We start from the raw sequence: 18,543 nt of genomic DNA, 5'->3' as shown, positions 1-18,543 counted from the left end.
ATGACCACCATTTCGCCTATTCAAGCCTTCATAACGCCTGTTGAGTTCGTTAGTTCTTCAAAGTAGCAAGTTTCTCGCCTATAGGCATCATGCAGTTCATTAGAGTAGCAGTTTGATTGTGAGGCGGCTTGGCGGTGCTCAACTCCACTAATGGCTGCCACATAAGGCTACCGTACCTGAAAGTCGACTACTTTACGAACCCAATAACTCTTATTTGGCCAAAATCGGTCAATTTGAAAACCTAATGCGTTCCAGAAGCGTTATCTCATGTAAATGACCACCATTCCGCCTATTCGCGCCTTCATAACATCTGTTGAGTTCCTTAGTTCTTCAAAGTAGCCAGTTTCTTGCCAATAAGCATCATGCAATTCGTTAGCGTGGCAGTTAAATTATGAGGAGGCTCGGTACGGCACTGCTCAGCTCTGCCTGCCCGGCTCGGCCCGCTCAGCTCAGCTCGGCTCGGCTCCTCTCTGCTCAGCTCCCACTCTCGCCCCCAGCACTACTGCATCACCACCGCCAACTAAGCCAAAAAGGCCGCCCCCCCAGGTTTTTCAACCTTCAGAGCCAGCCTCTTAGCCTTGGTAGTTCCTCAAAACCTAATGATACTCCGGCAGCCATTTGCCATGTGCTTCGATTAAATCATCACACATCGCGACGATGTCGTCCATGGACAGCTCAGCCGCTGTATGAGGATCCAGCATAGCCGCGTGGTAGATATGCTCGCGTTTGCGCGTAATGGCAGCTTCAATCGTCAACAACTGCGTATTGATGTTCGTACGGTTAAGCGCTGCAAGCTGCGGCGGCAAATCCCCTACATAGGTAGGCGTAACTCCGTTGCGATCTACCAAGCAAGGCACTTCGACGCAAGCTTCGCGCGGCAAGTTGGTGATTAAGCCGGTGTTCATCACGTTACCGCCAATTTTGTAAGGAACGTCCGTCTCAATCGCTTCGAAAATATACGAAGCATATTCATGGGAGCGCTCATGTGTCAAGTTGGCATCGTTAACGAGATCCTCACGCATCTGCTTCCATCTGCTAATTTGGTCGATACAGCGGCGCGGATACTCATCCAGCGGAATGTTGAAGCGATCAACCAGCTCTGGATAACTGCGTTTGATGAAATACGGATGGTATTCCGCATTATGCTCGGAAGATTCCGTAATGTAGTGTCCGAATTTCAGCATCATTTCGAAGCGAACCATATCCTTGTGTTTCTCTTGCTGCTTCTCAGCAGCCCGCTTCTTGATTTCTGGGTACAGATCAATGCCATCCTTCGTAACTTCGAGCAGCCATGCCATGTGGTTAATGCCGGCGATTTTGGCTTTCACGCCTTCTTTTTCCAGGCCTAGGCTTTTGAACAGTTCTGGAATACAAGTTTGCACACTGTGACACAAACCAACTGTACGCACACCCCCGTAAGTATTCATCACATTCGTCAAAACAGCCATTGGATTCGTATAGTTGAGGAACAGCGCATCCGGACAAACTTCACGGACATCAGCTGCAAAATCCAGCATCACAGGTATCGTACGCAAGTTGCGGAAAATACCACCAATTCCTACCGTATCTGCAATGGTTTGACGCAAACCATACTTATTCGGGATTTCGAAATCCGTAATTGTACATGGATCATAGCCACCTACTTGAATTGCATTAACCACATATTTTGCTCCGCTAAGAGCTTCTTTGCGGTCCGTATAAACTTTAATTGTAGAAGTGCTTCCACTTGTTTTCTTAATGTTATTCAGCATGTTGGCTGAGTCTTGTAAACGTACATGATCAATATCAAAGAGAGCGATTTCAAAGCCTTGCAGAGCGGGTGTAAGCAAGCAATCTCCCAACACGTTTTTCGCAAAAACCGTACTTCCTGCACCCAAAAAAGTAATCTTGGACATGTCTCATTCTCCTCTATTATGTGGTCGCTATTCCTATCTTCACTATAGCGCAGGATGCCGTGCAAACATATGGATCGAATGAACTCCTATATGGACATTTGTAGTTTATTAGGTTACTCTGAGATTAAAAACAGAAGAGGCTTCCATGAATGCGGACCATACTTATTTCGCCATAACAATTAATCCTCATCACAGCAGCAATGAATTATCCGTCCTTTTCAGCGGCGATGGCAAACCCGTGCCCCTTCACAAAATGGGGCCAGCGGTTCATGATTATTACCTCATTCATACGGTACAAGCTGGCGAGGGTATTTTTGAGATGAATAATCGTTCCTATCCCTGCAAAACCGGAGATACCTTCTTCATTTTCCCAGGGGAACTGTTCAATTATGTGGCGGATGCCCATCAACCATGGCACTATACGTGGGTCGCCTTTACTGGACGAGCAGCCGGAATGATGCTTTCCCAAATCGGCGTAACACCAGAGAATGCTGTTATTTCGGGGTGCAGCCCACGTGTCCTCAGGCATCATTACCGCCATATTCGCTCCAGCTTTCAGCAATCTACCTTCCCGGTTATGGAAGATATGGAAGCCGCAGGATGGCTTAGGCTCCTGATCCGCGAGCTTGGGCGGTCGAATACGCACCAAATCACAGCTAAGCCTGTTACCGAAACGGACATCGAACGCCAAATTGGTCAAGCAATCCGTTACTTGGAGCTGCAGTACACCCAAACGGTGTCCATTGAAGAGCTGGCTCACAAACTGGGTTACCATCGAACCTATTTATGTAAAATGTTCAAGCAATACACTGGCTTCGCGCCTATGCAGTATTTATTCAAAATCCGTATGGAACGCGCCAAGCAGCTGCTAGAAACGTCCATGACCATCGATCAGGTGGCCTCCTCGGTTGGCTTCAATGATGCTCTGTATTTCTCCAAACAATTCCGCAAATGGACCGGCACAGCGCCTTCTGTCTATCGCAAAGAACAGAAAAGTTAGCAAATCTTGCACCACAAACAAGCCTCCAACCCCACTTGAACAACGTGGAATCGGAGGCTTATTGTATTAGATTGCGTTAATAACCAAAGCGCTCATTGTAATCGGTCCGATAACCGTTACAGCTAAACCAGGTGTTAAAGACTCAATGGACAATGTGTAACCGTGCGATCCTTGCGGCGGGTTAACGTCGATTGCTTGCAGCGTAGGAATATAATATTTCTCGAAGCTAGCTTCGATTCCCAAACGCGCATAGTAGATTTCATGCCCGTCACGGAAAATACGGAACAATACACTTCCAGTTCCTGCATCTCCTCTTAACCCCACAGTCGCTTTCACTTCAACAACATTGGGATAAGTGCCTGGAACGGAAACTCGAACCTCCGCAATGCCGACACCAGCCGGCGTCAAGGGGACCGGAATTTGCACCCCGTCCGTCACTGGTGTAACCGTAATTCCTTGGTAACTTTCAATTTGATTAGCCATTATATAATCCTCTCCTCTCTTGTTAAGATACGATATGATATGTATCTGCTAGTTTAATAGATTGGACGAACTCCCCCATTCGTATAAAATCCGCAAAATGCCCTCTGGTTCCTAAGAAAAACGGCTTCGCCGCCCTGATAGATCCGTCTCTTCTTAGCAGCAAAACCTAGTAAGGGAACTAGGGGACGCTAATTAGGCAAAAAGTAGGCATGCGAGGGTCATAGCGGAACTACAGGGTCTTATTTCCACCAAAAGAGCTGAATTTCCCAAAGAACAGCAAAATAGCGGACTCTAGTTCCCTCAACCTCCCGATAATGACACTTTTGGCTAAAATAGCGCACCGTAGTTCCCTCCCCGCGAGGCAGCTGGAGCAACTCCGTTTTCACTCCAAAACATATAAACTCTTATGTTTTTTAAAAAAAGACGGGCAAGGACCATGTCCCTACCCGTCGCTCATCTTTTAAATTTCGATATCGACAATTAAACTGTCTTCTCGACCAACTTCTCTGATATAGGCGGCAACCGCTTGATGCTCCGGGTTAGGACCGTAAGCTTCAAGCGCTGCTCGATCTTCAAAACGCACGGATAAAACAACCTGATACCCTTTGTTCTTCTCAGAAAAGTTAATGCCGGCTTGAATATCGACGATACCTGTCAAATGAGCTTTCAGAGCTTTGAAGCGGTCTACAACCTCTTGCATCTGCGCGTTTGTCGTCGTCTCTCCGAATTTAACGAGTACGATGTGATCAATCATGATAGGAACCTACTTTCTTCTAAACGTTATACAACGTTGATAATTAACGTGTTTAATCATAGCAGGAACAAGCACTTTCGTCGATATGCTAGCGCAATAGCTGCTCCACTGTCCCTCTTATTAACCGTTCATATCTCGCCGCTGAAATCTTTTTTTGATAAACGTCCAAACAGCTCCAAGTGCAATTACGATGATAACTGCGAACTTCTTTAGAAAGACAAGAATGAGAGCGATGAAACCGACCTTCTTAGCCACCGCTAGTCCTGCTCCTCCAAGAATTAGCGCGCTAAGTCCGTATTCAGACATCTTATCTTTGGCAGGATTGAAATCTTCGTACTTCTCACCTGGCTTCATCGTTAACTTAGGCAATAACTTCTCAGCAAGCACCTTCTTATCTGCTTCACGATGCGCAGGATCTGAGACTAGAATAACGGAAATATTCCCTTCTTTCGTTAAAATTCGCGTATTATAGTTAAGAAACGTTGTTTTACTATCATCTTCTGCCAGCAAGGACCACGTAAGTCCATGTGTTTTTTCATCATAAAAAGGTTCAATATCCCAACCCTTCACATGAATTCGCTGCCCCTCTTGACGTTCTTTATTGGCAGCTTCAGTCCCTTTTTTATAACTGTTCAACAGATCTTTGGCATCGATCTTCGTCTTTTCATCATCTTTGATATGACCTGATTTCTCATATTCCAGAATGACCGTCCATGTCTGCTCCGAATTTTTAGGAAAAATACTGCCCATCTCATTGCCTGTGACAGATTCATGGTTTTCTTTACTCATTTTCTTCGTATTCTCGGCATCCAGAAACACAAATTCAGGTCCAAGATCAATCGCAGCTATCGGACCCAAATCTACTATTTTACCGCCTTCAATCCATGTGTACTTACTTGTACTTTCTTCTGCACTTGCGCTGCTGCTTGCCACCATACACAAAATAAGTGCCATCCAGCCTAATCGTTTAAGCATTCCGTTATCCCCCATACCCTCTACAATGTTGTTTATATATTACAAACTTGAAACATTGTATGAGTATATCACGAATCGCTGTATTTATTAACCATTTTTTCATTAATTCAGGACATCCGATTGAAGATAGCAGATATGCCGCTTAGGCACCGCTCCCTAAACAAAAAAACAGCGGGAACATGAATCATCCCAACTGTTTTTTACTTTACATCCGCGAGCTCGGCAATCTGTGATGACAGCATAATGTGCGCCCCCGCACGACCTGATTTGGCCGATGCGATTAATCCTGCGGCAATAACCTTCGCCTGGATAGGTCGATACGTCCGAAGCCCGCCGATCATGAGCGGCGCTATCGCCCGTGATACCAAGCTGCCAATCATCTCGCCCGCGCGGACTTCCTTGCGATCGCCCAGTATCAGAGAAGGACGTAGCATGTATAGCGCTGGGAGATTTAGCTCTCTTAGTTTCTCCTCGACCTCGCCCTTCACCCGATTGTAAAAGATCGTGGACTTGCTGTTCGCGCCCATGGCTGTCACGATCGCAAACACTTCCGCGTGGTGAACACTCGCCAACTCCGCCAGTTTCAACGGATAGGTCAGATCCACTTTGCGAAACTGCTCCTGCGAACCCGCTTTCTTGATCGTCGTGCCCAATGTGCAGAACACATGCGCGTGCTCAATGTCAGAAGCAAGAATATCCGCGTCCAAGTGATTGAAATCTGTTACAATTTGAAAGAGTTTCTCACTGCCCTGCAGGTGCTGTGTCTGTATGTTTGTGCGGACCAATGCAATCACTCTTTCATAGGCGCGATCTTGCAGCAATAACTGAATTAATTCACTGCCAACGAGCCCCGTGCCTCCCGCAACAATAGCTGTATATCCCATCCTGCTTCTCCTCTCGTCTTCCTCATACTTCCCAATCAGACCTAAGAGCTTCATAGATATTAATTAAAAATAGAACAGGATCCTGCGTACTCCAGTGATTCAGCGCTAGTTTCCGGGCAAAATGCTGCGCAATCGGTCTCGCTAACTCAGCTAATCGATCGTTAGCCATCGTAGGTATTCGCTCTACCCAGGCCTGCAAAAGCTGCCAATCCTGATCCGTAATCTCTGCCCTTTGGGCTTCTTCCATATCCAGTGCAAGGAGCGGATAATTCTTTTTGGAGATCGCCTTCTCCAACTGTTTGCGGCGTTTCATCCGTTCGAATCGCGCTTCGACAACCACGATAGTCCCCGCGACCATATCCCCGATGCGCTTATCTTTGGCGCTAAACAGGATGCTGACGGCACCTAGAAAGTAAAATGTCGGCATCATATCGAGCAGTCGAAATAGATTGCGAATGAGGATGGATAACAAGGTAGCGGATTGGCCGTTGTTTTGAAGCACGCGCAGCCCAAGCCATCTTTTGCCCCATGTTTGTCCGCCCATATAAGCTTCTGTACAAACAAAATACCCTAAATTGAGCAAGATTAACAAAATAATCGAAAATGCCAACAAGTAATCGGCTACAGCAGGCAGCCAGCTGCCTGAATATAATCGGCTTACGAGCAGCGCAAAGACAAATAAAAGACAGTTGACGACTAGCAAAATCAGCGCATCAAGGATGTGCGCCAGCGATCGGCTGCCGATGCCTGCTGTATGGAATTGCAGCTGCACCTGCTCCGGGGTGATGATCGTTACTTTTTTATCCAGAGACTCGTTCATAGCATCTCCTTGCGATTTCAAAATTATGGGAACGACGAGAATGAATATGCTAAAATGAAACAAACGATCAGGAGGGGCCGCACCATGGATATCACACGCTTTATTCGCGAACATAAATCGCAGTGGACAGAGCTTGAAGAGCTTTTGAAACAACTAACCAAACGGAAGAACAGACTGCAAGCCAGTCATATCAATCGCTTCACGGAGCTGTACAAAGCCGTCTCTGCTCATCTGGCAACCCTGCAGACACATCTCCCTGCGGATGAAACGACCGTGTACCTCAATCATCTCATTTCGCAGGCGCATAATACGATGTACCAAGAAAGCAATAAAAGCACGACGCAATTAAGGACCTTTTTCCTTCATTACTTCCCATCACTGATCCAGGCACGAGGCCTGTTCGTCGGCTTTGCCCTGCTGCTATTCTTGCTTGGAGGACTTCTCGGCTTCCTCTCCGTGTGGAAGGATCCGCTCAATCTATCCCTGATCATGCCTGGCGGAATGGCCGAAAACATTGATCCTTCCAAAACAGCAGATCCACGCGGCGACATCCATTCCCCGCTGGTCTCCACAGCCATCATGACGAACAATATTCGAGTCGCCATTCTCGCATTCATTAGCGGGGTGACGCTGGGCATCGGCACGATCTACCTAATGGTCAGCAACGGCCTGCTGATTGGCGCATTGGCTGCCGTGTTCATGCAATCAGGCAAGAGCTATGTCTTCTGGGCCTATATCTTGCCCCATGGGATCATTGAGCTGACGGCGATCTTCATTGCAGGCGGAGCCGGACTTTACATGGGTTATCGGTTTTTCGTGCCTGGACCTTACCCACGAAAGCTGCTGTTCCTGGAGTCTGCCAAGGAATCCGCCCAGCTTCTGATTGGCACCATTCCGCTATTCGTCATCGCTGGCATCATTGAAGGCTACATTACGCCGTCCACTTTATCACTCGAAATGAAGTATGTGATTGCCGGTGCGACACTGCTTATCCTGGTTTTGTACTACCTATATGGAAATAGTAAACGATCTAAACAAAAACAATTAACCCTATAAACGATCTCGTGATTTCAAATCCAGATAAGCATTAACGACGCTAAGCGTCAATTGGTCGGCAGGAACATCCATAACCGGGATGCCTCTGCTGGCCATTTTGGTTACATAGGCATACCGATCTGACCAAAATTTATGAGCAATACTTTGCCGGTAGGCCTCCTGGCTGTTCTCGGCGCGAATGCGCACCCATCCATGAAGGAGTGGATCTTGCAGCGACAACAGCAGGACATGGTGATTTCTGCGCAAACGCTGCATATAAGGCAGCATGTCTTGGTCATATAAGTAGCTCTCCATATCGGAGAACAGGACAATCAGCGAGCGTTTCTTTAACAATCGCAGGACGTGCGCAAAAGCAACCTGGGTGCTGGATTCAACAAAGTCGGTCCGCAAATCATACACAGCCTGCGTTAAGGCGTGGAGGTGAGGGAGTCCTCGGCCTGGCGGCACAAATACCTTGATTTGATTCGAGTAGGCGATGAGCGCCACTTGATCCCCCTGCTTAAGCGCAACAGCTGCCAATGTTAGCGCCGCTTCCAGCGTGCGGTCCAGCTTCACTTGACCGTCAAGTTCTATCGCCATTTGTCGGCCGCAATCAAGCACCAACGTGACGATCTTACCTTTCTCCGGCTGATACAGGTTCGTCATCAGCTTCGTTGCCCGGGCCGAGGATTTCCAGTTGATATGCCGGATATCGTCGCCCTGCACATAGTCGCGGATATAATGAAATTCCGAGCCGCTGCGCTGTTTTTTGAACAATCGGTGGCCTTCCAGAATCAAAGCATCCTGAACAGCGCCAAGCACACCGCGCACTTGCGATAAATCAGGATAAACCTCCACAACAGCCTCATGCGCAATGCGCACCTGCTTCTTCCACAGTCCTAAGCCGCCCCAGTAGCGCAGATACACATAGTCAAACACATACCTGCCTCTTTCCAGCGCTTTCAATGTATAGGAGAAAGAAGCTGCATTACCGTGGAATGCCCCGCTTAGTTGACTGCTTTCCAGGGCAAAAGTCTGCGGCACATGGTCCGCTATTTCCACCTGAACCAACGGACGATCCTTCGAGGCAAGCGCTATGGTCACCCTCGCGCTGCTTCGGACATCCATTTGCTCCGGCAGCTTGCGAAGAACAACCCAACTGCTGCGTTTGGGCAGCAGGTACAGATCTACCAAGCTTAACACAAGAAGCAGAGCATTGAAGCTCCAGAACAAAGGTTGGACGGCCTCCTTATTGATCCCCATTAATAGGATAGGAATAATAGCACCAACAGCTGCAAGTCCGATGAATCGATAGGTAGGAAGTACAAAATCTTGGAATAATAGCTTATCTAGGAACCGGAATAGCGCCGAGCGTTTCTTGGATGATGTGGTCACTGGTTCCGCCCTCCAATTCCGCTTGCGGTGTTAGCAGCAGCCGATGCCGCAGCGCAGGACGCGCTACAAGCTTAATATCGTCAGGTGTGACATAGGTTCTGCCGTCCAGCAGCGCCCATGCCTTGCTCGCCATCAATACGGCGACGCCGGCCCGCGGGCTGGCTCCCAACTGCACGCGCTTGGATTCACGGGTTTGGCGAATGATGGTTGCGATGTAAGCATACAAAGAATCTTCCACAACGACATCCGCCAGCTTCCGCTGCCATTCCGTTATTTTCTCCGGCGTCAATAGGGCAGTCAGCGGCTCCGCTTGCTCCTGATGAAACGGGACGTGTCCACGCAGAATGGCGATTTCGGCTTCTTCCCCTGGATAGTCGAGCACCAGCTTGAACAAGAAGCGGTCAAGCTGCGCTTCCGGCAGGGGATAAGTGCCCTCATATTCAACTGGATTTTGGGTCGCTACGACAAAGAACGGACTTGCAAGGGGATAGGTATTGCCTTGAATCGTTACCTGCCGCTCTTCCATAGCTTCCAGCAGCGCGGCTTGTGTTTTGGGCCCAGAGCGATTAATTTCATCTGCCAGCAGTACATTAGTGAAAATAGGACCTTGAATCGTCGTAAACGATTGATCCTGCATTTGATAAATAACACTGCCCGTTATATCACTGGGCATTAAATCAGGCGTGAATTGAATGCGGCGGTAATCGCCTCCAACCAGCCCCGCCAGCGTGCGCGCCATCTTGGTTTTGCCAAGGCCTGGGACACCTTCCAGCAGCACGTGCCCTCCGGCTAATAGTGCTGTAACCAGCAGCCGAATATTCAGCTTCTGGCCGAATAAGCGCTGTTCCATCGCTTGTATGATTTCGTTCATTCCGCTCACTCCTTCTCCAAGTAGGCGATGATCTCGCCCATCTCTCGCGTTCGCTGCACGAACGCTTTGGTGCTTACGCCCCGCTGCTGCGCAGCGGCGGGCTCCTCCAGCAGGCGCGCGAGCTGCGCCGCCTGCGCCTCAGGCATCCGGCCGCGCGCAGCTTCCGCGGCCTGCGAAACACTTGCGCTGGGGCTGAGCCCCCAGCGTCGATGCAGCAGCTGCCGCAGGTGCAGCTGCTGGTGCGCCAGCGCCTCGTGCTGGTAGCCGAGGCGCTCGTACCAAGCGGCGACGGCGTGAATGCCTTCGTCGCCGCGGCGAACCGTCCATGCCCGCGGCATATGGACAGGCCCAAAGCGCTTGCCGCGCAGCCAGAGCCACAGCAGCAGCGCGAGGCCAAGCTGTACGCTTGCGAGCACCAGCCACGCGGGATAGACGGCCAGCAGTCCGGGCTTCGTCCCTAAGCCGTGATGGGTCTCATCGACCCACACAGCTTGCCAAGACTTCGCGAACAGCGGCCAGATTAATTCGAAATGGGACGCTTCATCAATCTTCCCATTCTGCATCCATTCCGGGGTCAGCACCATCGTGATGCTGCCCGCCCCTTCCTCTACGCGGCTGGCGAGCACGCCGCGCTCATCCTCGAACAACGTGCGGCTATCCGAGCTAGGCAGAATCCGGTACTTTGTCGCCACCGAACCTTGCCATTCGCCCTCAGCTTGCAGGTAATCGGGCGAAGCCTTGATCGCTGTCAGTTGACCCGTGCCAACCGCTCCCTCTACCTGCTGGATATCCACAAGATCCCAAGCTTCCGGGTTCTGGTCAAACAGGACAGCATCATTCCCTTGTCGAACCCATCTCAGCAGCTGCTCGCGATCCGCCTTCGATACATTCAGCGGCTGCACCGCAACTAGCAGCATCGCTTGCGCTTGAGGGAGATGCTTCCAGTCCAATCGCCATTCCTTTACAGCCGCTTGCTTGGTCGTCAGCAGCTCTTTCCAAGCTTTGGTTCCGTCTAGATCTGCTGAAAATGAAAGATTAGGAGGTTGATCCGGAAGCTTAGGCTTCACCAACCAATAACCCAGCGCGAGGAAAGCCAGGATACTGAGCGCCAGTCCCACATGCAGCTTATTCAGCCCTTTCATGGAGCAAGCCCTCCTTCCTGCCAATCGCTCTTGCTACTTGCTCGTAGATGCCATTGAACTGCTCTTCTGTAACGGCTTCCTGTCCGTACCATATCCGATCAAAAAGCAGAGAACTATCCTCGAATAAAGGGATCAGCAAGGATTGGGACGCCTTCAACTCTTCCGCATATTCCCAGTTGGTCTTCCATTTCTCCACACGAATCATGTGTTCCGTTTCCATGAAAAACAACAAAGTCAGAAAAACTGATCGGACGCCCTCACGCCAATGGCCGCTCCCTCGCAGTTCCTCAGCTTGCTTCCAATAATACGAGTAGGATCGGCTTATTTCTCCCTCTGGCAAATAAGTTACGGATTTGACCCGTTTTTGCCAGATCAACTGCTTCAGGAACCAATAAATAGCAAAGGCTGCAATACCCAGCAGCACAATCATAACAGCGATGGTCAACCCATTCGTAACCGAATCGGACACCTTAAAATCAGGCAACAGACTTCGTAATTTCCGAAATAGCGGCTTCAGCCAGGACCAGAACGAAGCATGTTCCTTGATTTCATATGCGGTGTATTCCTTCTGCTCCAAAATTTGTTTTAATTGTTCTTTGTCCTCTTGCAGCGATGCCGCTAAAGATGAATTACTCATTCTTTTTATCCAAATCAATCGGTTTTGGATCGTCAAAAGGGTCAAACGGCTCCAATTCCTCCGAATTATCCAAGGCTGGATTGGCCATGGTTTGTTCCATTAAACCTTCAAGTCCCAATCCTTCATTCCGTACTTTTAGATCAAAGAAACTTACGGCATAAGGCAAATACCATAATGACATGACCACGATTGACACTAAGCTCTGCAAGAGCTGCGACCATAATCCCATCCCGAAGACAGCCGCAATAATAAGCTGAATAACGGCCAGAAACAGATACAAGATGAGTGAAAGAACCAGGTACATGCCGAACAAGCGCCAGAAGCTCTTTCTCGTCAATTTCCAGCTGCGGCCTATGCCGATCGACTCTTCACCGAGTGCAACGAAAGGGAGGTAATAAGACCAACGGAGGAAAAAATAACAGAATCCAAACAGGACGCCAAGCGTGAGCAAAATGAAGAAGACTACGGTCAAAGCGACCGCCCCGCCTCCAAAATTACCAAATGCGTTTGAGAACTTTCCACCTACAACGAATATGAGCGCGAAAATAACAATAATAATAGCGAGACCTATGTATAAACCAACCATGATGAGCCCATCAAGAAACGTACTGCCGGCTAACGGCCAGAAACGACGGAACGACTTACGCAAAAGCTGGCCCACGGAAGGTATCTCTTCACCGAAAAGGCTTGCTTTGACCAGATGTACGACCGATGCAACAGAAGTTGGAAAAAGACCAAGCAGCATAATAGGCAATAAAACCAGCACCAGAAGCAGCATTCTCCCTATGTAATTCTCATCTTGCACAGATGGATTATTTTGAAAATAGCTGCCTGTCTCAAACATGTCCTGCAGGGATTTCCCACTGCGAATTTGATCCAGAATAGAAGTTGACGTAATTGCTGTTTCTTGATACGTAAGTAATTGCTCCAAGAGATAAAAAGGCCCGTATAAGATCAGCATGATGAGTGTTAATGTGACGAAATGCTTACGGTACAATTGGAAACTGCGATCTAGAATCCGACCAATTCCCATTGGTCTTAATGACGTGTTTTGCATGAATAACCCCCCAAATGTTGGTAAATCAATGACTCTTTGACTATTATACACTAAACATCCGAATTTCTGACCAGCAAATTGGTTGCCAAAAAACTAGACCCCTGTACTCAGCGATCTAGTTCCACGCGATTTCGGCCTCCGGACTTGGCGCGGTACAGCGCATGATCTGCTCTTGAAACCATATCCTCCAGAATCATAGTTCCGTATTCCAACGTTGGCGAATATTCGGCTACCCCGATGCTTGCTGTGAGCTGCACCGTCAACTGCCCGCTGACATAAGGCTCATTCTGCAGGCACTCCCTGATATCCTCAGCCAAGGCCACACTGTCCTGGGCATTTCTGCGAAGTGCCAACAGAATGAACTCCTCCCCTCCATAACGAGCAACCAGCGTATCTCCGCGAGCGTATTTCTTGAGCAGCGCAGCCACATGATGCAGGACGCGATCACCGATCAAATGGCCATAGGTATCATTAATTTTCTTGAAATGGTCGATATCGAGCATCATGGTGGAACAGGTATGGCCCGCTGCAATATGCGCAAGCAATTGATCATTGCCTTCCAGCATCATATATCTGCGATTATGAATCTCCGTCAGTTGGTCCACCAGAGCAGAGTGTTCAAGAAGCGTAATATTCGTCTTGAGTCTCTCTGACATCAGGTTAAACGTGCTGCACAGCTCCCGCAATTCGATCGGTGCCGTTTTAATTTTATCCGGATTAATCTGATAGTCGTAGTTGCCATTCTGAATAATTTTGGTTGCCCGGAGCAAATAACGAATCGGCTTTTCAATCCGCGATGCGATGGTAATAGCGGCCAGCACACTTAGAATAAGCGCAACCAGAGAAATGATAATAATCGTTATACTTAATTGATTCAGCCGTTGAAACACTTCTTTTTGCGAAACTTCGCCAACAACAATCCAAGTTTTGTCTGCCGACCACTTGTACTGACCATAGACGCGGTCGCCATGAAATCCGGTATACGCATAATTTGCCGTACTTCCGGCCTTCGCTCGCTGGATAATTTCAGAAGTCATCTGGCTTTGCACATTGTTGGCGGATTTGCTGGAATCTGTTGAGGCTGTCACCACATGCCCGTCCGAGTCCAATACAAACACTTCTCCGGTTTCACCGAAGCTGAGCTGTTTCATCAAAGAATTCAGCATCTCCAATCGGATAATGCCGACAACAGCTCCTCGGAACTCGTTTTGGTCCCCTAGAACGGGAACAGAGAACGTGATGATTGGCTTACCGGACTCTTTGGAGAAGATAATGCCGGAGATAAAGTTCTTTTTGGCTTCCGCATATTTAAAATAATCCCGATCCCCCACATACATCTGGTTTGTCGGATTCGTATCGGAGCGTATATAGCCATCTTTCTCTACATAACTAATCATGGCAAATTCCGAATTAACGCGTTCATAATTTTGAATTTCCCGCTTCAAATCGCCTATCCGATGAAACTTGGCATTATCCGAGAGCGCGAACCGTTTGATCACATCTATTTTTTCCTGATTCCACCGTTCGATATATAAGCTTTGCAGCGAAATGACTTGCTTTAATTGGTTCTCCGCTTCATCAATCCGGTCTTTTTTCTCTATAAAGTAATAGGGGACAATAATCGAAAAGGCAAAGGCAATAATCACAATGCCGAACCATAATTGAAACCTCATTTTAAGCGTTTGATTTGCAAAAAAGGCATTCCTTTGTCCCATTAAGAATTTGACTCCCTCTTGTCCTATATATCGATATTATACCTTTATATGGGAACAAAAACAGACAAAATTCATACTTTTTTGACAAATCACACAAATAATTTGATAAAAAGTGACAAATCAGAGTTTTTTACAAGACTCTCTGACAACTAATTCAGATTGAATCAGCACTTTGCTAAATTCCTTGGAACCGTTTTCGATATGAGTGATCAAGAGCTGCGTCAAGTTTCTCATCATCGCATCGAAATCCATTTTGAACGTGGTCAAACTGGGTTGAAATCTGGCACTGAACATATGATCATCGAACCCGATGACTGAGATATCGCCGGGAACCTGGATGCCTGCCTCCTGCAGAGCGCGAATGGCTCCGAACGCCACACTGTCATTAGCTGCAACAATAGCTGTCGGCCACTCCGATTGGGAGGGACCCAAGTCAGCAGCAAGTCTAAGTCCTGCTTGATAACCGCTTTCCTCGTTAAAATCCCCTTTAAGAACCCACTTATCTTCAACTCGTAATCCGTGATGCTCCATCGCATGCACAAAAGCCTGATATCTGGCAGGGCCTGCATATCGGCTCATGTCCCCGTTGATCATGGCAATTCGCTGATGATGCAAACCAACTAAATAGTTCACGGCTGCGCTAACACTGTATTCGTAATCCAAATTAACGATGATCCGGTTAGGTTCTTCATGACCCTCCAACACTTGATCAAATACAGCAACCATATAGCCTTCCGCGACTAACTCTTCTATAAAAGGTTCATGATTGGCCGCTCCGATGAAAATTCCGCCATCAATTCGTCTTTGATAGAAAGGCTCCTTCATGCTAAGTTCTTGCTTGGGATCTTGCGGGTTCCGAATGATACTGGTCAGCACATAGTAGCCGAATGAAGAAGCATACTCGATGATGCTTGTAATCATCATATTGCTGAGACTGTCACCCGCTACATGACCCGCATCGATAAAAAACAGCCCGATCGTCCGCGTCTTCTTTCCTGCCAGCACCTGCGCTGACAAATTCGGATAGTAGTTGTAATCCTGAATCACTTTCATCACTTTCTCCCGCGTTTTCTCAGGCACATTCGTATAATTATTTATTACACGACTGACTGTGCTCCTTGAAACACCGGCCAATTTGGCAATAGCTTCACTGCTGATCTCCATCTTCTTCAATGCAGGCGGCCCCCCGTTCATAAACGCGCGTTAAACTGCGATAATTATACGACTGGCTATCTTGGGTGTCAACGCAATTGAGCTGTAAACCAACTGCTGGGCTGCTTCATGATAACGTTTTATATTTGAAAATAGGACCTATTTCCTTTATGCTACTTGGTAGGTAGAAATGAGGTCGTGATCCTAATGAAAATACTCGTACTCACTGAAAAACCAAGCGTGGCCAAAGAAATTGCCCGCGTTCTTGGCTGTAATCAGAAGCAAAAGCATCATTACGAAGGGGCCAAGTATGTCGTTACTTGGGCACTCGGCCATCTGGTCACACTGGCTGAACCGGAAGATTACGATACCAAGTACAAAACTTGGAATCTCGAGGATCTCCCTATCCTGCCTGAGCGCATGAAGCTCAAAGTAATGAAGGAAACGTCGCAGCAGTATCGGGCGATTGAACACCTAAGCAAGCGCGGCGATCTGGCGGAGCTGATCATCGCCACGGACGCGGGGCGCGAAGGCGAACTCGTCGCGCGCTGGATTATGGAACTGATCCGCTGGAAGAAGCCGTTCAAACGGCTTTGGATCTCGTCGCAGACGGATCAGGCCATTCGCGAAGGCTTCGCGCAGCTGAAGCCTGGCACGGACTACAACCGGCTGTATCAAGCAGCCGTCTGTCGTTCCGAGGCCGATTGGCTGATCGGCCTCAATGTGACGCGCGCGCTGACGAGCAAATTCGGCGCGTCCTTGTCCGCTGGGCGTGTGCAGACGCCTACGCTTTCTATGATGATCAACCGCGAGGCGGAAATCCGGGATTTCCGGTCCGTCGACTACTGGTTGATCGAAGCAGAGCTCGGGGCCTTCCGCGCGATATGGCGGGACCCCAAGACCGGCGATACGCGCATCTTCGATCGCGAGCGCGCCGATGCCCTGAAAGCCAAGCTGCAGGGCCAAAGCGGCAAGATCCTGCAAGTTAGCCAAACCGAGAAGCAAATCCCCCATCCGCTGGCTTATGATCTCACCGAGCTGCAGCGTGATGCGAACCGCAAGTTCGGCTTTTCGGCCAAACAGACTTCCAATGTGCTGCAGCGTCTGTACGAGCAATACAAGCTGGTGACTTACCCGCGTACGGATTCCCGCCACTTGACGTCTGACATGGTGCCTACCCTGCTCGGTCGGCTCAAAGGTGCAGCGATTGGCCCTTACGCGGCGCTCGCAGCTCCTTTCATACGCAAGCCTTTAACTATCACCAAGCGTATCGTGGATGATAGCAAAGTCAGCGATCACCATGCGATTATTCCGACTGGCGAAGCTATTTCCCTAGCCACCTTGAGCGCGGATGAGCGCCGGCTTTATGATTTGATCTTACGTCGATTCCTTGCCTTGTTTAGTGGTCCTTGCCGATACGACGAGACCAAACTAACCATTGAAGTAGCAGGCGAGAAACTATATGCCTCCGGTAAAGTTGTGAAGCAAGCAGGTTGGAAAGATGTGTATGGAGCCACTGATTTCACCGATCCGGATCGGGAAGAAACAGCGGATGCCGATGAAGATCCATCGCAATTGCTGCCGCAAGCCAAAGAGAGAGATGCCGTCACGGTGAAAAACGCGCGGCAACTGAGCCGCCAGACGAAGCCGCCTGCCCGCTACAACGAAGCCTCCCTGCTTTCGCAAATGGAGAAATACGGCTTAGGCACTCCGGCCACTCGTGCCGACATCATTGAGAAGCTGGTGTCATCTGACACCATCGAGCGCCAAGGTTCCCTCCTAGTTCCTACGGGAAAAGGCACTCAGCTCATCGAGCTAGCCTCGGAGGAACTGCGTTCGCCGGAGTTGACTGCACGCTGGGAGTCAGAACTCGAACGCATCTCCAAAGGCAAAGGCAGCATGGAGCAGTTTCTTAGCGGTATCCGCAAGAAAACCGTGGAGTTGGTCGAAGAGGTCAAGAAAAGCTCTGCCGCCTACAAGCCGCATAACTTGACGGGCAGCAAATGCCCGGATTGCGGGGAGTTCCTGCAAGAAGTCAAAGGGAAGCGCGGCAAGTACTTCGTCTGCTCCAGTCGCGAGTGCTCCTATAAGCGCGAAGCTGACGGGCAGCTAACGAACCATCGTTGTCCGCAGTGTCACAAAAAGATGGAGATTCACACGGGGAAAGCCGGCAAATACTTTCAATGCCGTCCCTGCAATTTCGTGGAGAAAGTGGACAGCGAGTCCACTGGCGGCGGTCGGCGCGCCTCGGCCAAGGCCAACCGCCAGTTGATCGAGCAATTTTCCGATCAATCACAGCTCGGTAATTCGCTCGCGGACAAACTCATGGCTGCCTTGCAGCAGAAGAAGGACGAGTAAAAAAAACGGCTTCGCCGCCCTGAGAGATCAGCCTCTTAGTAGCGACAAAACCTGTTAAGGGAACTAGAGGACGCTATATAGGCAAATAGCAGGGATGCTGGGGTATTAGCGGAACTACAGGGTCTTATTTCCACGAAAAACGCTGAATTTGCCTTGAAACAGCAAAATAGCGGACTGTAGTTCCCTCACCCCTGCGATATGGATACTTTTGGCTAGAATAGCGGAATGTAGTTCCCTCCCTCTGTTCGCACAGGGCGGCTGGAGTAACTCCGCGCTCACTCCAAAACATATAAACCCTTATATTTTGAGAAAAACCCTCCAATTCCATTTCACATGGCTTTGGAGGGTTTCTATTTTTATACGGCAATAA

The 18,543-nt window shown here is 48.9% G+C and carries 16 protein-coding genes; 3 read left to right on the top strand and 13 right to left on the bottom strand.

Features of this window, described 5'->3' with window-relative positions; translation table 11 throughout:
* Positions 1–596: 596 nt before the first annotated feature.
* Complete coding sequence (locus tag IEY34_RS12310; RefSeq protein WP_189011863.1) at positions 597–1,895, bottom strand: alpha-glucosidase/alpha-galactosidase; 1,299 nt, start codon at positions 1,893–1,895, stop codon at positions 597–599.
* 145 nt (positions 1,896–2,040) lie between these two features.
* Here IEY34_RS12310 and IEY34_RS12305 point away from each other — a divergent pair, with 145 nt between their 5' ends.
* Positions 2,041–2,895: an AraC family transcriptional regulator gene (locus IEY34_RS12305; protein ID WP_189011861.1), complete on the top strand. Its 855-nt coding sequence runs from the start codon at positions 2,041–2,043 to the stop codon at positions 2,893–2,895.
* A gap of 66 nt (positions 2,896–2,961) precedes the next feature.
* Here IEY34_RS12305 and IEY34_RS12300 read toward each other — a convergent pair whose 3' ends face one another.
* The 5 genes from IEY34_RS12300 to IEY34_RS12280 form a co-directional block, all read right to left on the bottom strand.
* Positions 2,962–3,378, bottom strand: a complete 417-nt coding sequence (locus IEY34_RS12300) for an exosporium protein C (protein WP_189011859.1) — start codon at positions 3,376–3,378, stop codon at positions 2,962–2,964.
* 460 nt (positions 3,379–3,838) lie between these two features.
* Positions 3,839–4,132 carry a Dabb family protein gene (locus tag IEY34_RS12295; RefSeq protein WP_189011857.1) on the bottom strand — a complete coding sequence of 98 codons (294 nt, stop codon included), beginning with the start codon at positions 4,130–4,132 and terminating at the stop codon, positions 3,839–3,841.
* Positions 4,133–4,252: 120 nt separating this feature from the next.
* Positions 4,253–5,107, bottom strand: coding sequence for a DUF2167 domain-containing protein (locus IEY34_RS12290; RefSeq protein WP_189011855.1), 855 nt, complete (start codon positions 5,105–5,107; stop codon positions 4,253–4,255).
* A gap of 200 nt (positions 5,108–5,307) precedes the next feature.
* Positions 5,308–5,991, bottom strand: coding sequence for an NAD(P)H-binding protein (locus IEY34_RS12285; RefSeq protein ID WP_189011853.1), 684 nt, complete (start codon positions 5,989–5,991; stop codon positions 5,308–5,310).
* A 22-nt stretch (positions 5,992–6,013) separates the two neighbouring features.
* The gene (locus IEY34_RS12280) at positions 6,014–6,811 is read right to left on the bottom strand and encodes an RDD family protein (protein ID WP_189011851.1); all 798 of its coding nucleotides are present in this window, start codon (positions 6,809–6,811) and stop codon (positions 6,014–6,016) included.
* An 84-nt stretch (positions 6,812–6,895) separates the two neighbouring features.
* Between IEY34_RS12280 and IEY34_RS12275 the strand changes: the two genes are divergently transcribed.
* On the top strand, positions 6,896–7,867 hold the full coding sequence (locus IEY34_RS12275; protein ID WP_189011849.1) for a stage II sporulation protein M: 972 nt from the start codon (positions 6,896–6,898) through the stop codon (positions 7,865–7,867).
* Here IEY34_RS12275 and IEY34_RS12270 read toward each other — a convergent pair.
* The 7 genes from IEY34_RS12270 to IEY34_RS12240 form a co-directional block, all read right to left on the bottom strand.
* A complete protein-coding gene (locus tag IEY34_RS12270) occupies positions 7,862–9,241 on the bottom strand; it encodes a DUF58 domain-containing protein (RefSeq protein ID WP_189011847.1) in 1,380 nt (459 codons plus the stop codon). The two genes, IEY34_RS12275 and IEY34_RS12270, sit on opposite strands and share 6 nt — an antisense overlap.
* Entirely contained in the window at positions 9,192–10,112 is a 921-nt protein-coding gene (locus IEY34_RS12265; RefSeq protein WP_189011845.1) for an AAA family ATPase, read from the bottom strand. Before IEY34_RS12265 ends, IEY34_RS12270 begins: the two co-directional genes overlap by 50 nt.
* Before the next feature lie 5 nt (positions 10,113–10,117).
* The gene (locus tag IEY34_RS12260; RefSeq protein WP_189011843.1) at positions 10,118–11,254 is read right to left on the bottom strand and encodes a DUF4350 domain-containing protein; all 1,137 of its coding nucleotides are present in this window, start codon (positions 11,252–11,254) and stop codon (positions 10,118–10,120) included.
* Positions 11,238–11,891, bottom strand: coding sequence for a DUF4129 domain-containing protein (locus IEY34_RS12255; RefSeq protein WP_189011841.1), 654 nt, complete (start codon positions 11,889–11,891; stop codon positions 11,238–11,240). Before IEY34_RS12255 ends, IEY34_RS12260 begins: the two co-directional genes overlap by 17 nt.
* Positions 11,884–12,948 (bottom strand): DUF7847 domain-containing protein, encoded by a 1,065-nt coding sequence (locus IEY34_RS12250; protein WP_189011839.1) that lies wholly within the window; start codon positions 12,946–12,948, stop codon positions 11,884–11,886. Before IEY34_RS12250 ends, IEY34_RS12255 begins: the two co-directional genes overlap by 8 nt.
* 107 nt (positions 12,949–13,055) lie before the next feature.
* A complete protein-coding gene (locus IEY34_RS12245; protein ID WP_189011837.1) occupies positions 13,056–14,663 on the bottom strand; it encodes a sensor domain-containing diguanylate cyclase in 1,608 nt (535 codons plus the stop codon).
* Positions 14,664–14,783: 120 nt separating this feature from the next.
* Positions 14,784–15,827 (bottom strand): LacI family DNA-binding transcriptional regulator, encoded by a 1,044-nt coding sequence (locus IEY34_RS12240; RefSeq protein ID WP_229757623.1) that lies wholly within the window; start codon positions 15,825–15,827, stop codon positions 14,784–14,786.
* A gap of 195 nt (positions 15,828–16,022) precedes the next feature.
* On the opposite strand from IEY34_RS12240, the gene IEY34_RS12235 reads away from it, so the two are divergent.
* Entirely contained in the window at positions 16,023–18,173 is a 2,151-nt protein-coding gene (locus IEY34_RS12235) for a DNA topoisomerase III (protein ID WP_189012083.1), read from the top strand.
* Positions 18,174–18,543 lie beyond the last annotated feature (370 nt).

The organism is Paenibacillus marchantiophytorum (assembly GCF_014640555.1).
Classification (GTDB): domain Bacteria; phylum Bacillota; class Bacilli; order Paenibacillales; family NBRC-103111; genus Paenibacillus_E; species Paenibacillus_E marchantiophytorum.
Note: the sequence above shows the minus strand (reverse complement) of the source record. Positions and strands in the feature narration are given on the sequence as shown.

Bases quoted from the DNA above. Each gene is read 5' to 3' on its own strand.
- IEY34_RS12235 (WP_189012083.1), top strand. From the start codon at position 16,023: ATGAAAATACTCGTACTCACTGAAAAACCAAGCGTGGCCAAAGAAATT.
- IEY34_RS12260 (WP_189011843.1), bottom strand. From the start codon at position 11,254: ATGAAAGGGCTGAATAAGCTGCATGTGGGACTGGCGCTCAGTATCCTG.
- IEY34_RS12280 (WP_189011851.1), bottom strand. From the start codon at position 6,811: ATGAACGAGTCTCTGGATAAAAAAGTAACGATCATCACCCCGGAGCAG.
- IEY34_RS12285 (WP_189011853.1), bottom strand. From the start codon at position 5,991: ATGGGATATACAGCTATTGTTGCGGGAGGCACGGGGCTCGTTGGCAGT.
- IEY34_RS12300 (WP_189011859.1), bottom strand. From the start codon at position 3,378: ATGGCTAATCAAATTGAAAGTTACCAAGGAATTACGGTTACACCAGTG.
- IEY34_RS12265 (WP_189011845.1), bottom strand. From the start codon at position 10,112: ATGAACGAAATCATACAAGCGATGGAACAGCGCTTATTCGGCCAGAAG.
- IEY34_RS12305 (WP_189011861.1), top strand. From the start codon at position 2,041: ATGAATGCGGACCATACTTATTTCGCCATAACAATTAATCCTCATCAC.
- IEY34_RS12255 (WP_189011841.1), bottom strand. From the start codon at position 11,891: ATGAGTAATTCATCTTTAGCGGCATCGCTGCAAGAGGACAAAGAACAA.
- IEY34_RS12310 (WP_189011863.1), bottom strand. From the start codon at position 1,895: ATGTCCAAGATTACTTTTTTGGGTGCAGGAAGTACGGTTTTTGCGAAA.
- IEY34_RS12290 (WP_189011855.1), bottom strand. From the start codon at position 5,107: ATGCTTAAACGATTAGGCTGGATGGCACTTATTTTGTGTATGGTGGCA.
- IEY34_RS12295 (WP_189011857.1), bottom strand. From the start codon at position 4,132: ATGATTGATCACATCGTACTCGTTAAATTCGGAGAGACGACGACAAAC.
- IEY34_RS12245 (WP_189011837.1), bottom strand. From the start codon at position 14,663: ATGGGACAAAGGAATGCCTTTTTTGCAAATCAAACGCTTAAAATGAGG.
- IEY34_RS12240 (WP_229757623.1), bottom strand. From the start codon at position 15,827: ATGGAGATCAGCAGTGAAGCTATTGCCAAATTGGCCGGTGTTTCAAGG.
- IEY34_RS12250 (WP_189011839.1), bottom strand. From the start codon at position 12,948: ATGCAAAACACGTCATTAAGACCAATGGGAATTGGTCGGATTCTAGAT.
- IEY34_RS12275 (WP_189011849.1), top strand. From the start codon at position 6,896: ATGGATATCACACGCTTTATTCGCGAACATAAATCGCAGTGGACAGAG.